The organism is Latilactobacillus parasakei, from assembly GCF_049674265.1.
GTDB lineage: Bacteria > Bacillota > Bacilli > Lactobacillales > Lactobacillaceae > Latilactobacillus > Latilactobacillus sakei.
In genome coordinates this window covers 1,823,734-1,837,836 of the sequence record NZ_CP186861.1, presented here as the reverse complement: position 1 = coordinate 1,837,836, position 14,103 = coordinate 1,823,734, and the positions used below count along the sequence as shown (strand labels likewise).

The 14,103-nt window shown below is 40.8% G+C and carries 16 protein-coding genes; 4 read left to right on the top strand and 12 right to left on the bottom strand.

Going from position 1 to position 14,103, the window contains the following annotated elements:
* The first annotated feature begins 4 nt into the window (after positions 1-4).
* Positions 5-1,060: a YdcF family protein gene (locus ACPBEH_RS09165; RefSeq protein WP_424348969.1), complete on the top strand. Its 1,056-nt coding sequence runs from the start codon at positions 5-7 to the stop codon at positions 1,058-1,060.
* Between the two features lie 30 nt (positions 1,061-1,090).
* On the opposite strand, the gene ACPBEH_RS09160 is transcribed toward ACPBEH_RS09165, so the two are convergent.
* Entirely contained in the window at positions 1,091-1,822 is a 732-nt protein-coding gene (locus ACPBEH_RS09160) for a TerC family protein (protein ID WP_011375329.1), read from the bottom strand.
* 175 nt (positions 1,823-1,997) lie between these two features.
* Here ACPBEH_RS09160 and mscL point away from each other — a divergent pair, with 175 nt between their 5' ends.
* A complete protein-coding gene (gene mscL / locus ACPBEH_RS09155) occupies positions 1,998-2,396 on the top strand; it encodes a large conductance mechanosensitive channel protein MscL (protein WP_424348968.1) in 399 nt (132 codons plus the stop codon).
* A gap of 52 nt (positions 2,397-2,448) precedes the next feature.
* Here mscL and ACPBEH_RS09150 read toward each other — a convergent pair whose 3' ends face one another.
* From ACPBEH_RS09150 to glmU, 4 genes are all read right to left on the bottom strand, one after another.
* Positions 2,449-3,279, bottom strand: coding sequence for a MurR/RpiR family transcriptional regulator (locus tag ACPBEH_RS09150; protein WP_424348967.1), 831 nt, complete (start codon positions 3,277-3,279; stop codon positions 2,449-2,451).
* A 75-nt stretch (positions 3,280-3,354) separates the two neighbouring features.
* The gene (locus tag ACPBEH_RS09145; protein WP_424348966.1) at positions 3,355-4,050 is read right to left on the bottom strand and encodes an N-acetylmannosamine-6-phosphate 2-epimerase; all 696 of its coding nucleotides are present in this window, start codon (positions 4,048-4,050) and stop codon (positions 3,355-3,357) included.
* A 151-nt stretch (positions 4,051-4,201) separates the two neighbouring features.
* A complete protein-coding gene (locus ACPBEH_RS09140) occupies positions 4,202-5,173 on the bottom strand; it encodes a ribose-phosphate diphosphokinase (RefSeq protein ID WP_104964540.1) in 972 nt (323 codons plus the stop codon).
* A gap of 759 nt (positions 5,174-5,932) precedes the next feature.
* Entirely contained in the window at positions 5,933-7,321 is a 1,389-nt protein-coding gene (gene glmU, locus ACPBEH_RS09135) for a bifunctional UDP-N-acetylglucosamine diphosphorylase/glucosamine-1-phosphate N-acetyltransferase GlmU (RefSeq protein ID WP_424348965.1), read from the bottom strand.
* Between the two features lie 132 nt (positions 7,322-7,453).
* Between glmU and ACPBEH_RS09130 the strand changes: the two genes are divergently transcribed.
* Positions 7,454-8,074 (top strand): L,D-transpeptidase, encoded by a 621-nt coding sequence (locus ACPBEH_RS09130; protein ID WP_424348964.1) that lies wholly within the window; start codon positions 7,454-7,456, stop codon positions 8,072-8,074.
* 33 nt (positions 8,075-8,107) lie between these two features.
* Positions 8,108-8,701 carry a dihydroxyacetone kinase transcriptional activator DhaS gene (dhaS, locus tag ACPBEH_RS09125; RefSeq protein WP_424348963.1) on the top strand — a complete coding sequence of 198 codons (594 nt, stop codon included), beginning with the start codon at positions 8,108-8,110 and terminating at the stop codon, positions 8,699-8,701.
* A gap of 21 nt (positions 8,702-8,722) precedes the next feature.
* On the opposite strand, the gene purR is transcribed toward dhaS, so the two are convergent.
* The 7 genes from purR to ACPBEH_RS09090 form a co-directional block, all read right to left on the bottom strand.
* A complete protein-coding gene (gene purR, locus ACPBEH_RS09120; RefSeq protein WP_424348962.1) occupies positions 8,723-9,559 on the bottom strand; it encodes a pur operon repressor in 837 nt (278 codons plus the stop codon).
* Between the two features lie 202 nt (positions 9,560-9,761).
* Positions 9,762-10,628: a 4-(cytidine 5'-diphospho)-2-C-methyl-D-erythritol kinase gene (gene ispE, locus ACPBEH_RS09115; protein WP_424348961.1), complete on the bottom strand. Its 867-nt coding sequence runs from the start codon at positions 10,626-10,628 to the stop codon at positions 9,762-9,764.
* 129 nt (positions 10,629-10,757) lie between these two features.
* Positions 10,758-11,204, bottom strand: coding sequence for a MarR family winged helix-turn-helix transcriptional regulator (locus tag ACPBEH_RS09110; RefSeq protein WP_424348960.1), 447 nt, complete (start codon positions 11,202-11,204; stop codon positions 10,758-10,760).
* 204 nt (positions 11,205-11,408) lie between these two features.
* Positions 11,409-11,660 (bottom strand): Veg family protein, encoded by a 252-nt coding sequence (locus ACPBEH_RS09105; protein ID WP_011375346.1) that lies wholly within the window; start codon positions 11,658-11,660, stop codon positions 11,409-11,411.
* 83 nt (positions 11,661-11,743) lie between these two features.
* On the bottom strand, positions 11,744-12,637 hold the full coding sequence (rsmA, locus tag ACPBEH_RS09100) for a 16S rRNA (adenine(1518)-N(6)/adenine(1519)-N(6))-dimethyltransferase RsmA (protein ID WP_424348959.1): 894 nt from the start codon (positions 12,635-12,637) through the stop codon (positions 11,744-11,746).
* 1 nt (position 12,638) lies between these two features.
* Positions 12,639-13,208 (bottom strand): ribonuclease M5, encoded by a 570-nt coding sequence (gene rnmV, locus ACPBEH_RS09095; protein ID WP_424348958.1) that lies wholly within the window; start codon positions 13,206-13,208, stop codon positions 12,639-12,641.
* Positions 13,205-13,981, bottom strand: a complete 777-nt coding sequence (locus ACPBEH_RS09090; RefSeq protein ID WP_424348957.1) for a TatD family hydrolase — start codon at positions 13,979-13,981, stop codon at positions 13,205-13,207. The genes rnmV and ACPBEH_RS09090 overlap by 4 nt, the downstream gene beginning before the upstream one ends.
* Between the last annotated feature and the right edge of the window lie 122 nt (positions 13,982-14,103).

The window sequence follows — 14,103 nt, the reverse complement described above, 5'->3', positions numbered from 1 at the left end:
ACTTATGAACACCTTTATCGATCATTTTTACATCTTACCGCTGATCTTCTTAGCGCTGTTTGTCGGACTGCAGCTGACTGAAAAGCGCCGGTTTATCAACGGGATTGTCTTTAATGGCTTTCTTGCCACGGCGGTTGGTGAACTGGCCATTCTCGTTTTTCAATCAGATAGTCGTAACGTTTACTACATCGCCCTCGCGGCAGCCGTTGTCGCCGTTTTAATTATCATGTTTTTCTACCTGTTTGGCTTCTTGCTCTTTTTATGGAATGCCTATATCGTTTGGAAAAAGGAGAGCCACACCCTTTCAAACATGCTGACCCTGTTTATTGGGTTGGGGTTAATCGCCCTCTTTTTCGTGCCCATGTTGGCCAACTTACTCCACGTTCCCGAAGATTTACGTGTTTTCATCGGGACAATCAGCACCGTTTTCTTACTTTACATTCCATTATTCTTCTATCTTTATCTTTCTTCACTAATTATCTACCTATTCAACCGGCCGCGGTATAACCAGGACTATATCATTGTTTTAGGCAGTGGCTTGATTGACGGACAGTACGTGCCGCCACTATTGGCCAGTCGGATTGAACGGGCAATGACTTTCTACCACCGCCAAGTCAAAAAAGGCCGTCCGGCACCCAAGCTCGTCTTCTCCGGCGGCCAAGGTGGGGATGAAAAATTACCCGAATCAGTCGCCATGCAACGCTACGCAATCGACCACGGCATTCCCGTTGAACAAACGTTAACGGAAGAAAAATCCGTCAATACACTTCAAAACATGCAGTTTTCAAAACAAATTATTGAAGCCGATACGGATAAAGATAAACCACGAATTATCTTCTCAACGAATAACTATCACACTTTCCGTGCTGGTCTATTCGCTAAACAAGCCCACCTCAAAGCTGATGGTATTGGGGCTAAGACGTCGAAATACTTCTTACCCAACGCAACCATCCGTGAGTTCATTGCGATTCTCTCGATGAAACGCCATCAGTTATTATTTGTAACAATCTGCAGTTTACTATTTGCGATTCTAGCAGTCTTATTGAACCATCTTAATTAAAAAAAGGACCGACAATTGTCGGTCCTTTTTTTATGCTCGTTGTTTACGAATATAGTGAATCCCTAGTGTAATCAAGATTGTGCCAAAGACAATGCCCGCAAATACAAGGTTAGGAATTTCAATATCAATCGCTGGAATTGATAGGAATAACTTCACCGCAATAAAGAGAATCAAGATATACGCCATCGGATTTAATTCCGGAATCTTTTCCATCAGACGCGCAATAATCTGGGCAATCCCCCGCATACAGATAATCCCAATCATCCCACCAATCAAGACAATCACAGGGTTACTTGAAATTGCTAATGAGGCTAAAACTGAATCAATTGAGAAGACGATATCCATTAATTCAATTGAGATAACCGTCCGCCAGAAGCGATGTGGGCTACTAATTTTAGAACCCGGTTTTTTAACTTGCTTAGGTTGTTTTTGTTTCCTGAAATAAGCATAGACTAAGTAAACTAAATAGAGCGAACCTGCGACTTTGATCTCCCATAAATGGATCAAGAAAGTCCCAACACCGATGATGATAAAGCGGAATAAATAGGCACCCCACAAACCATAAACTAGTGATTTTTCCTGTTCAATTTTCGTTGGCAAACTTTGGGTTTGTGCAGCTAACACAACCGCGTTATCGACTGATAGCAAGCATTCCATAATCACCAATGTTAAAATCAATAACCAATCTTCAGAAGAACGAATAACTGTTTGCCAGTTATTTAATTCAAAGAAAGGCTGGTACAATTGTACAATCCAATTCATACGATAGGCCTCAATTACTTTAATTTTTAACTCGTTCCTATCTTAACGATTTTTCATGAAAATAACAAATATTATCTCACTTTATTGCCATCGACCATCCATTATTATTTATTCTCTGCATAAAATACGGTATAATTTTCCATGAAAACAATTAATAGTATGGAGGGATCGCTTTATGATTAAAGAATTTAAAGAATTTATTATGCGCGGCAACGTGCTAGACATGGCAGTCGGGGTTATTTTGGGGGCTGCACTTAAGAGTATCGTGGATTCATTAACTAAAAACTTAATCAATCCAATTATTTCATTATTCGTCGGTCAAGTGGACCTTTCAGGCATTGCTGTCACAATTCCGGGAACTAAGGCTGTTTTCCAAATTGGGAACTTCCTCAATGATGTGATTAACTTCTTAATCATCGCCTTTATCGTCTTCCTAATTGTCAAAGGTTTCAATAAACTTCGTGACATGGGCAAGAAGACCGAAGAAGAAGTTGCTGAAGAAGCAGCACCAACTCAAGAAGAACTATACTTGAAGGAAATCCGTGATTTATTAGCAGAAAAGGATCATCAATAAGCGATTAAAATAGGGTTGGGACAAAATTAACTTTTGTCCCAACCCTATTTAATTACTTTTTAAGCTTGTGATGCATAATCGTATCCACTGTTTGCTTCATGCGCCAGTTGTATTGTTCATCTTCTAAAAGCAACATTGCCAAAATATCGATGACATAAGTCAACGCAAATTGCGAATTCACAAACCGCGCACTGGCAAAGCCAATGCTATCTTCAACAAACAACGTCAAGTCACTCGCAGCTGCCAAGGGGCTATCCGTCCCGCTGGTAATCGCGGCCGTTTTAGCCCCATTTTCCCGTGCATTTTGGACCGCTTGATTGACCTCTTCCGTATTACCAGAATTTGATAGACCAATCACTAAATCCGTTTTGTTAATAATCCGAGAGGTCATCAACATCATATGACTCTCAGTCACGACAGTCGCTTGAATGCCCATTCGGGTTAACCGCTGACCAAATTCCGCGGCCGTATAGCCTGAACTACCCAAACCATAGATAAAAAGCTGCTGGCTGGTTTTGATCCAACTAACCAACTGATCAAGGTCCGCTTGTTTAATCCGTGCCTGTGTCTTAGTGATGACATCTTGGTAGAATTGATAAATTTCAACGGACGTTTGCGATTCATGATCAACCTGTCCTTGAACCCCCGCCATCGTTGGTTGGGGGCCCTCGCTAAATTGTAATTTAAAATCAACGAAGTTTTGACAGCCAATCTTACGAACAAACCGCGAAATGGTCGAATTGCTAACTTTTAGTTCAGCGGCTAGTTCATCAATCCCAATTCGCTGAATACTCGCCCCTTTTTGAATCACTGCTAGGGCCACCTTCTGTTCTTGTGGCGATAAAAAAGAATATTGTTGTTTGATATGCTCGATAATTGCCATTGTAACTCCTTTAAAAACCGAGATCTGTCTTCTCTTTATTATAGAAGACCTCGTGGCTTTTAGAAAGGACTGTACTTATTTAACTTGAATCGCATCGACATAATGCTTAGCAATCAACTGCGGACGTGTGATGCTTGAGCCCACGACAACGCTATGACAACCGAGTTTAAGAACGGCGGCCGCTTTCTCTGGAGAATCAATTTTACCTTCCGCAATCACTGGTACCTTAGATAGCGCCAAAACCTTTTTCAAGTAGTCAAAATCATTATCGGCAATATTACAACCTTCTGTTGCTGGTGTATAACCATACATCGTTGTCCCAACAAGATCAAAACCCAGTCGATTAGCTTCCTCAACATCTGCCAAACTCGCTGTATCAGCCATCAATAGCGTTTCGGGATACTCAGCACGCATCCTGGCGACAATTGTCTCTAAATGCTCGCCATTTGGACGTGAGCGCCCAGTGACATCACAGGCTACAACTGCTGCGCCAGTCGCTGCGATTCCCCGCATTTCTTTGAGCGTTGGTGTGATATAGATTGGCGCATCCGGGTAATCAACCTTATCTAAACCAATTATGGGCAGTGGTACGGTATCCATAATCGCCTGCACATCTACAATAGAATTCGCCCGGATAGCACTAGCCCCCGCTTCATAAGCCGCCTTTGCCATCCGTGCCATAATAAACGAACTATGAAGTGGTTCATCCGCTAATGCCTGACACGAGATAATAAGTTGCCCTTTAGTCGTTTCTAAAAAATGATTTGCCATTATAATTGCCCTCTTTTTATTAAGATTACGCTTACAACTAGCATACGACGCGCTTTTATTTTCAGCAATCATCACTGTTGGAAATCTTTTTCAAACGAACAAAAAAAAGAAGTCACCACATAAAATGCGGCGACTCCCGATTAATTTCTGATTAACGTTTAAATCTGTTTTCGAACAATGGACTAACTGGTTTGTTTTCATGGATTCGTTTGATCGCATCCCCGATTAGTGGGCCGACTGAAACTTGAACCATCTTATCAATTAGTTTTTCTTTTGGAAGGTCGATTGAATCTGTAACAATCATTTGCTTGATAACTGAATCTTCAATACGTTGGATAGCAGGACCTGATAAAACAGGGTGTGTACAACAAGCAAAGACTTCAGTAGCACCGGCATCTTTTAAAGCTTGGGCTGCTAATGTAATTGTACCAGCAGTATCAATCATATCATCGATAATGATTGCGCGTTTACCATTAACGTTACCAATAATGTTCATGACTTCTGAAACATTAGGTCTTGGACGACGTTTGTCGATAATTGCGATTGGTGTCTTCAAGAAGTCAGCCAATTTACGAGCACGTGTCACACCACCATGATCAGGTGAAACAACAACGGCGTTTTCTGCTAAGTCGTTGCTTAAGAAGTAATCAGCCAATAAAGGAGCACCCATCAAGTGATCCACTGGAATATCGAAGAAGCCTTGGATCTGTACGGCATGTAAGTCTAGTGCTAAAATCCGATTAGCCCCTGCCATCGTCAACATATTAGCCACTAATTTAGCAGTAATCGGTTCACGTGAGCGAGCCTTACGATCTTGACGTGCGTAACCGTAATAAGGTAACACAACGTTGATTGTTTTAGCAGATGCACGACGCAATGCATCAATCATAATCATGATTTCCATCAAGTTATCATTAACTGGTGCAGATGTTGATTGAATGATGAAAATTTCGTCGCCACGAATACTTTCTTCAATATTAATCTGAATTTCACCATCACTAAAACGTTTAACAGAAGATTTCCCTAAAGGAACCCCAACTTCAGCTGCGATTTTCTCAGCTAAGGGCTTATTAGAGTTCAAAGCAAAGATTTTCAACTTAGGGTCGAAATATTGTTCAGACATGTCAGCCTCCAAAAATTTAAGTAAGTACCTATTTAAATTCTAGGCATTTTCGCAATGAAAATCAAGATTAAAACCTAAAAAAGATTTTAATTTACGCTAAGTAAGCGCTGTTCATTAGAAATGCAAGAGAGAATTAAATGTTAATAGCTATAACCATCGAACCTCCCGTTCAGTATACCGTTAAATTCAAAAAAATGCTTGATTATTTTTGGTTGTGAATCTAATTGTCATTTAACGTGTGACAAGGTACACTAATTGAAAAAGGAGATTGCTATGACGCGACTTAAATATGCTATTTTTAATAATCTCTATTTCTTAATTCTGGTAATTATGATTACTACCGATCGCTTAATTCATCTCAGCATGCCCTATTTCATTTTGGGTCTCATTTTATTCGTTGCAGTCTTGATTTATCAGTACCGTTTTTTCTACCCCAGTCATCCAAATTACAACCCTAAAAATTATCGCGTTACAAAAATGGGGTGGACCATCACCGCTGTAGGGTGTCTTATCATACTCCTGCTAATTTTCTTTTTAAGTGGCTCAATTTGGATTTGGCCCGCTTTTCTAATCACCTGTTTAATGCGCGATTATTTCTCAATTTTAAAATAACGACAAACATAAAAAAATCGTCCGTAATCTCAGAAATAAGATTACGGACGATTTTTATTTCAAGACATGCTTTACAACACTAAAATCTGAAACGTGCTTCTTGTCGCAGTAATTTCCGCTTAATTACTAACCGCGACAGCCAGAACTCTATTGCCATTCTTCGTCATTTGCGACTGGTAGTTTAGCCCAGTAATTTTCTTTATTTGTTTGACGGGCACGAGCGATGGCCATTGCTTTTTCTGGGACATCGTCTGTGATTGTTGAACCAGCTGCGATAAATGTATGATCAGCAATTTCAACTGGGGCCACGATATTTGAGTTGCTCCCGATGAAGACGTGGCTGCCAACGTTTGCATGGTGTTTAGCCACGCCGTCGTAGTTAACAAAGACAACACCACAACCAACATTAATGTCAGTGCCAAGGGTTGCATCGCCAACATAGCTTAAGTGACCAATCTTCGTGCGGTCGCCAATTTTAGCATTTTTCACTTCACAGAAGTTCCCAACGTGTACATCGACACCGATTTCAGCGTTAGGACGCAAGTGGCTGTTAGGGCCAATATTTGAGCCGGTATGCATGATTGCTGATTCAATGGTTGAACTTGTGATTTGAATATTATCTTCGATTGTTGAATCAACAATTGTTGAGCCAGCACCAACGAAACAATCTGAACCGATTGTTGTGTTGCCTTTTAGGACAACATTGGGTTCAATAATTGTATCGTTGCCGATTTTAACACCGACTTCGATATAAGTGCTTTCTGAATCAATCAATGTGACACCATTTCGCATATGCGCTGTGTTAATCCGTTGACGCATCACTTTTGTAGCTTGTGATAGGGCAACACGGTCATTAACCCCCATTGATTCTTCGAAGTTCGGCATCTTATAAGCTGCTACAATTTCGCCCTTCTTCTTCAAAATTTCAACTACGTCTGTAAGGTAGTATTCACCTTGGGCATTTTCATTTGTGACTTCATGAAGTGCTTGGAAAAGTGTCTTGTTATCGAAACAGTAAACACCCGTGTTAATTTCATTAACAGCAGCTTCTTTATCATTTGTATCTTTTTGTTCAACGATTTTTTCAACGATGCCAATATCGTTACGAATAATCCGGCCGTAGCCAGTTGGATCAGGTGCTGTCGCCGTTAAAATAGTTGCTTTAGCGCCCTTGTCATGATGGTAAGCAAATAGCTTTTCAAAAGTACCAGCTGTTAATAATGGTGTATCACCACTGACCACAATTGTAATACCATCTTGGTCTTTCAATAAATCTTCAGCTTGTAAAACAGCATGTCCTGTTCCTAGTTGTTCTGCTTGTAGGGCATATTGTGAACGATCACCTAAATAATCTTTCACCTTTTCTGCGCCATGTCCCACAATTGTAACAACTGTTGCAGGTGCTGTTTTTTCAACTTCGGTTAACACGTGGTCCACCATTGGTCGACCGCAAACTTCGTGCAATACCTTGTATAATTTTGACTTCATGCGAGTACCTTTACCCGCTGCTAAAATAATTGCATTTTTATTGACCATTTTAAGCTCCTAATATTCGTGATTACTGGTCTATTTTAGCTTAATCAAGCGATTACCGCAAGCTATCTCAATTTGAAATCGCTCTATAATTCCCGTATAATGATGTTAATTCGGACCGATTGGAGCATTAAAATGAAAAAAATTCCTGCACGTCTTTGGTTAACTCTCGGCGGTCTATTAGTCTTATTATTAGTAGTGCTTGGTATTAATTGGTCTACCTCGCATCACCAACCGACTAAACCAACTGCGAGTAGCGCTCACTTACAAACAACAAAAGTGAAGCAATCAACTAAGAAACAACCCCCTAAAAAAACAGTGGACTGGCACGCGCCTTCCGAGAAGAAACCCTATCCAGATGTTAAAAATTACGCACATTTTTGGATTGATGTTTCAATCCAAAAGCACCGTGTCTATTTAATGGACGATGAAAAGCGGCTCTATACCATGCGCGCTTCAACCGGCACAAGCGATTCTCCGACACCTAAAGGTACCTTTCATATTCAAGAAGAACACGGTGACGCCTTTTTTAATGGCAATTCTGGTGAAGGGGCTAAATACTGGCGGTCGTTCTTAGATCATGGGGTCTACCTTTTCCACAGCGTTCCTACCGACAAAGCGGGGAATTTCCTGCCCGATGAAGCGCAAAAATTGGGCGAAACATCCAATTCTCACGGCTGTATTCGGCTATCGGTTGCTGATGCCAAGTGGTTTTATCAAGCAATTCCAGTTAATACCAAAGTCGTCATTCATTAGTGGACGGCTTTTTTTGTAGAGAGGAGTTCTTTTATGTCCGTCGTCATCCAAAAGGAGATTGCCACCGCCTTTAAAACGTTAATGGTTGATACCCCATTTAAGCAAATTAGTGTCACGCTGATTATGCGCACGGCGGGTATTCGCCGCCAAACCTTTTATGATTATTTTCCTGATAAATATGCCTTACTGACTTGGATTTATGATCAAGAAATCGGTGAATACGTCGCCGACCACCTGACTTATCCTCATTGGACCATTATTTTAGAACAACTACTGACTTATTTTGAAGACAACCGAACATTTTATCAAAATGCGATTACGATTGACGGTCAGAATTCATTTGAAACCCACTTTAAGCATCATCTTCGGCAACTCGTTCAAATTATTATTGACGATTTAACCCAGCTCCACCATTTAACATTATCCCCAACTTATCAACAATTTCTCTTGGATTATCTCTCGGGTGCAATTGTTGCCTATACCGCCAGTTGGTTACGCACAGATCAACCACAATCAATTCGGCAAGTCAGTGCTGCCTTACAAATCACACTGACCGATACCATCAATGGCCTCTTATTACGTACTGGCCACCTCAACACAAAAAAAGAGTATGAAGCCGGCCAATAACCGTCTCATACTCTTTTTAATTTAAGAAAGTTGTTCTGCGTTTTTTGTTAAATAGTTCCCAGCGCTGACACTGAGTGCTTTGTTTTCAATATCCACTTTATCAACCTTCAAAATTGATGTGTAATCATCAACCATGCGATTCCCTTCGAAGACTGATTCGGCAAATACGGAAATGCCAACCATTTCAGAATCGAACTCTTCAATTAAGCTCTTCATCCCGTTGACTGTGCCGCCGCCTTTCATGAAGTCATCAACAATCAAGACTTTTGAGTTTTCTGGTAAACTCCGTTTTGAAAGTTCCATCTTTTCGATTCGTGCTGATGAACCAGAAACGTAGTTCACACTGACTGTTGAGCCTTCAGTAATCTTAGAATCCCGACGCACAATGACAAATGGGACATTTAAGAACATCGCAACACTTTGCGCGATTGGAATTCCCTTTGTTGCCACTGTCATTACCGCTGTCACTTCTTTGCCAACATATTGGTTAGCAATTAACCGACCAACTTGGCGGAGAACTTCTGGGCGACCTAATAAATCTGATAAATAAACATAGCCCCCTGGTAACAGACGATCATTTTCAGAAAGACGTTCGGCCATTTCAGCGATAAATTCTTCTGCTTCAGCTTGTTTAATCATCGGCATGTAACGAACACCACCAGCAGCGCCGGGAACTGTTTCTAAAATCCCCGTCCCGCGATTGAAAAAGGTTCGTTTGACGATTGATAAATCTTCACTGATTGATGATTTAGCTGATTCGTAACGATTTGAAAAGAACGTCAATGGAATTAACGTATGTGGCCTTTCCAACAAGTACCGGGTCATATCAATTAAGCGATCACTTCTTCTAACTTTCATTATAATTACTCCCTTTAAAATAATAATTTCTTCCGATAAAACTATCCGCTTTCCAATTATATAGATTTCATTCGCTAAATCCTAGTCTTTTTTTGGAAAAGTTCATTATTGTTCGTTTTTTTATTATTTGTCCTTTTAACCGCTTACCACCAATAGTATTAAAAAAATCGCCCACCACTAGCTATAGGGGGACGAATTACTTTTAATGATTTTTATTTTTTAACGGTTGCACCAAGTAAACTTCACGACAAAATCCGGACATACTGTTATAAATGCGTTGCGCCCGTGAATACTGCCGACAAATGCCAAAAACAGTTGGGCCGCTACCGCTCATCTGCGCTTTTTCCGCGCCAAACGCGGTTAAGCGTTGCATTAAATAATCAATTTGTGGATAACGCTGATTAGTGATTGGCGTTAAGACATTAGCCATCGCGGTTGTCATTTGTTGTGCATCTTGGTGTTGAATCCCAGCTAAGAGTCGGTCCGTTTGAGGCCGATCAGTAATCTGATCACAATTCAAAGCGTGCAAGATGCGCGGTGTTGAGACACTTACTTCAGGTTTAACAACGACCATCCAAAAATTAGGTAAATCTCCTAACGGTTGAATTTGATCACCTTTCCCCGTCACCAGTGCGGTTTCACTATAAACACAATATGGCACGTCTGAATCAATTGATAAGCCGATATGTGCTAGCTCCGCTTTAGTGAGGCCTAGGTCCCAGAGTTGATTTAAACCGCGTAAAACTGCTGCGGCATCCGAACTGCCACCACCTAAACCGGCTGCTACCGGAATGTGTTTGTCGATTTCAATAATCGCCCCGGTTTGAATATCAAAGCGCCGTCGCAATAACTGAGCTGCTTGATACGCTAGATTACGCTTATCCTCTGGTAAATACCCCTTAGAGGTTCTAACCTCGATTTGGGGCGCGTCTTGCAATGTGATTTGAACATAATCCGCCAGATCGATTGACGTCATGATCATCTGCCATTCGAATTCCCCATCAGTATGTTGATAAAGTGCATCTAAACTTAAATTAATCTTCGCAGGTGCCTTTTCAATCAATTGCATATCGTCTCACCATCCACCAACAGTCAATTGTTTCATTATACTCATTTATGACCTAAAAACCAAGAGTGCTGTACTAAGCGGGTTGTCCTCACATAAAAAAGGCCAAGCTTCGAAGCTCGACCTACTTTTTTAGGCTTCTTCCGCCATCACTTTTTGTCTGAATTCATTCATTAAAAATAACATCTGTTTGGCGTTCTCCTTGCCAAAGGCCGTCATCCATGATGAGAAGCGTTCTTGAACCTTCGGTAATAACTCGCTCACTGTTTGCTGACCACTGGGGGTTAGATTTAAAATTAAGCGTCTGCGATCACTTGGATCAGTGGATTGCGAAATGTAGTCCAACTTCAAAAGGACCCGAATTTGTCGTGAAATCGCCCCTCGTGTTACACCACGTTTCTTAGCAATATCAATTAAACTAACCGAGCTATCTTCCGCAATCTCCTTCATAATCAGAAATTGTTCGAAAGACAGCTTGTAAGCCTTCGTGGGTTGCGACACGAGGTCTTCAACATACTTAATAGCAGACATATAAATTTCAACATATTCATCCAACAATTGACTATCTTCCACAATCATTCCCACCCTTATTCACTTTATTTAACTGTAACATAAATCCGCATAATTGACTATTGACACCGTTGACAATCACCAAGTAGTGAATGTTTAATAAATTAGTATATGCCATATACAATATCGTGATACGCCCCAAATGTCAACAACAAAAAAGGAACTTAGACAAAATCCTTGCCTCAGTTCCTGCTCGTATTCTTATTCTAAAAACTAAAGTACAATTGGTTCTTCATCAAATTCAATCGCAATCGATTTAGTTAACAAATCAGCATAGCTATATGAAACACGTTCGAACGCATTTTCATCTTGATCCAAATCAACTACAAAAACGGCAGGAAAGGTCTCTCTCAAGATTCCTTTTCGCTTTGTTACTTTTTTGCGCCCAGCTTGAGCGACAACCATTAACTTGTCTCCGATATGCCCATCGAGACCGTTCTTAATATTGGCAAGTGTGGTTGGCATATGCTTCACCTCTTCGAGCAATAGTATAGCATATAAACTGAAAAATTGCAATTATACCATTGTCATCTAGATTTGGCAATTACTTATCCCCTTTTTTTAGCAAAAATTGGTTGTTCATTTAAGTAATCACTTAATTGTGCGAATTGTTGAATACTCAACTGTTCCGCACGCGTACTAGGTGCGATTTCAGCTTGATCTAAAGCAGCTACTAAACCTGCTTTAACCTCTTCTTGTTTTCCAAATTGGTTTTGTAAATTATTCCAGAGTGTTTTACGACGTTGCGCAAAAGCACCACGAACTAATTGATCAAACAATTGTTGGTTTTGAACAGTCACCAACGGTTCTTGACGCCCCACAAATTCAACAATTGCTGAATCGACATTGGGTTGTGGCACGAAGGCTGTCTTAGGGACAATAAAGGCTAATTTAACTTCAGAGTGCAATTGAACAGCAATGCTCAATGAACCATAAGCCTTTGAACCAGGTGCAGCATCGATTCTTTCTGCGACTTCTTTTTGCATCATTAAGACCATGCGATCGATTGGTAAGCCGGCTTCCAATAAATGCAACATGATTGGTGTTGTGATGTAATAAGGCAAGTTGGCCACAATTTTAAGGTTGTGTTGTCCGTCAAAATGCTTGGCAATCAATGTTGGCAAATCAGCTTCCAAGATATCTTGATTTAAAACCGTCACGTTATGATAATGATTTAGCGTATCTTTTAAAACTGGGATTAACCGGTCATCAATTTCAAAACTCAAGACTTGATGCGCTTTTCTAGCGATTTGTTCCGTTAAAGAACCAATCCCGGGGCCAATTTCGATAACATCATCGTCCTTAGTAATTTCACCTGCTTCAACGATTTGTTTTAAAATCGTGATATTGGTTAAGAAGTTTTGACCTAAACTCTTCTTAAATTTAAAACCGTACCGTTTAAGGATTTTTCTAGTACGCTCTGGGTTTGCAATGTCTTCCATGTTAGTCTCCTAATTCTTCGTTAATTTGTCTTAGTGCTGCGCCAAATTCATCTTGGCTCACCTGAAACATTTTAAGGCGTTTATACAGTTGCTTACTATTCGTGTAACCAATATGCAAGACTTCCCCTAAACGTTCACGGCGGACTTTAGCAGACGGACCAGCAATCAAGCCGGCCACCAATAAATCAGACTGACTAATTTGTTCGACTGCATCTTCATCTTGCGTCAATAAGTTTTCTAACGCTTGTTTAATTGCCGCTGGTTTGGCGTGTTCAATGCCTAAGCTACCACCCATTTTTTCTGGTTTCGCTTCTGAACGGGGTAAAAAGGCGTGTTCAACACCAGGCACGTTTTGTGAGATAATCTTACGGATTTTTTCCCCATGAAAATCAGGGTCGGTGAAGACAATCACGCCGCGTTTTTCTTGGGCTAACGCAATTTTTTCAACAATTTCATCATTAATTGCGGAACCACGCGTCTCAATTGTATCGACATCCGGGAATACTTCTCTTAATCGTTTGGTATCATCGCGGCCTTCAACAACGATGACTTCTTGAATCGTTTTTTTCATATTGCTCCTAACTTAAAAATACGGTGCGCATTTGCATACGTCGCTGCCGCAATTTCTTCTGGTGCGACCTCTCTCAACTTGGCAATTGCTTCAACCACATAGCGCGTATAGCCTGGTTGATTTTGCTTACCACGATAAGGCGTGGGTGTTAAATAAGGTGCATCTGTTTCGACTAACATCACATCTAACGGGCATAGTTTGGCTGCTTCATGCACTTCACGCGCATTCTTGAAACTGACCACCCCACTAAATGAAATTTGCATCCCAAGATCCATAAATCGTTTCAACCATTCAGAATCACCGTTAAAACTGTGGATAATGCCACCGCAATCACGGACATCTGTTTCTTTTAAAATCTTGTAGGTATCTTCCAAAGCATCCCGCGTATGCACTGAAATTGGCATATGGAGGGACTTGGCGATTTCAATTTGGCGTTCAAAAACAGTTCGTTGCACGTCTCTTGGTGACGTGTCCCAGTGATAGTCCAAGCCGATTTCGCCTAAAGCGACTACTTCTGGTAATTGTAATTGTTCAATTAATTGTGTTTCTTGGGCCTTCGTATAATCCTTTGCTGATTCTGGATGCCAGCCAATGATGGCCGACAATGATTGGTACTGTTGTGCTAAACGTAGCGCACCATCATTTAAAACCGTATCAGAACCCACAATTGCCATCTCTGTGACCCCTAAATCAGCGGCCTGTTGGATAAAATCGGCTTCTTGGCCGGCATATGGCGTATCGTTTAAATGCGTATGTGAATCAAATATCTGCATTTTAATCTCCTTTTAGGATGCTAATTTTTATAACCAAAACGTGCTTTTGAAACGCACTCTTGATTTAAACGTGCTCTGTAACCCATATCCTTCCGGTTAACCCTGAGCACCAAACAATCGCT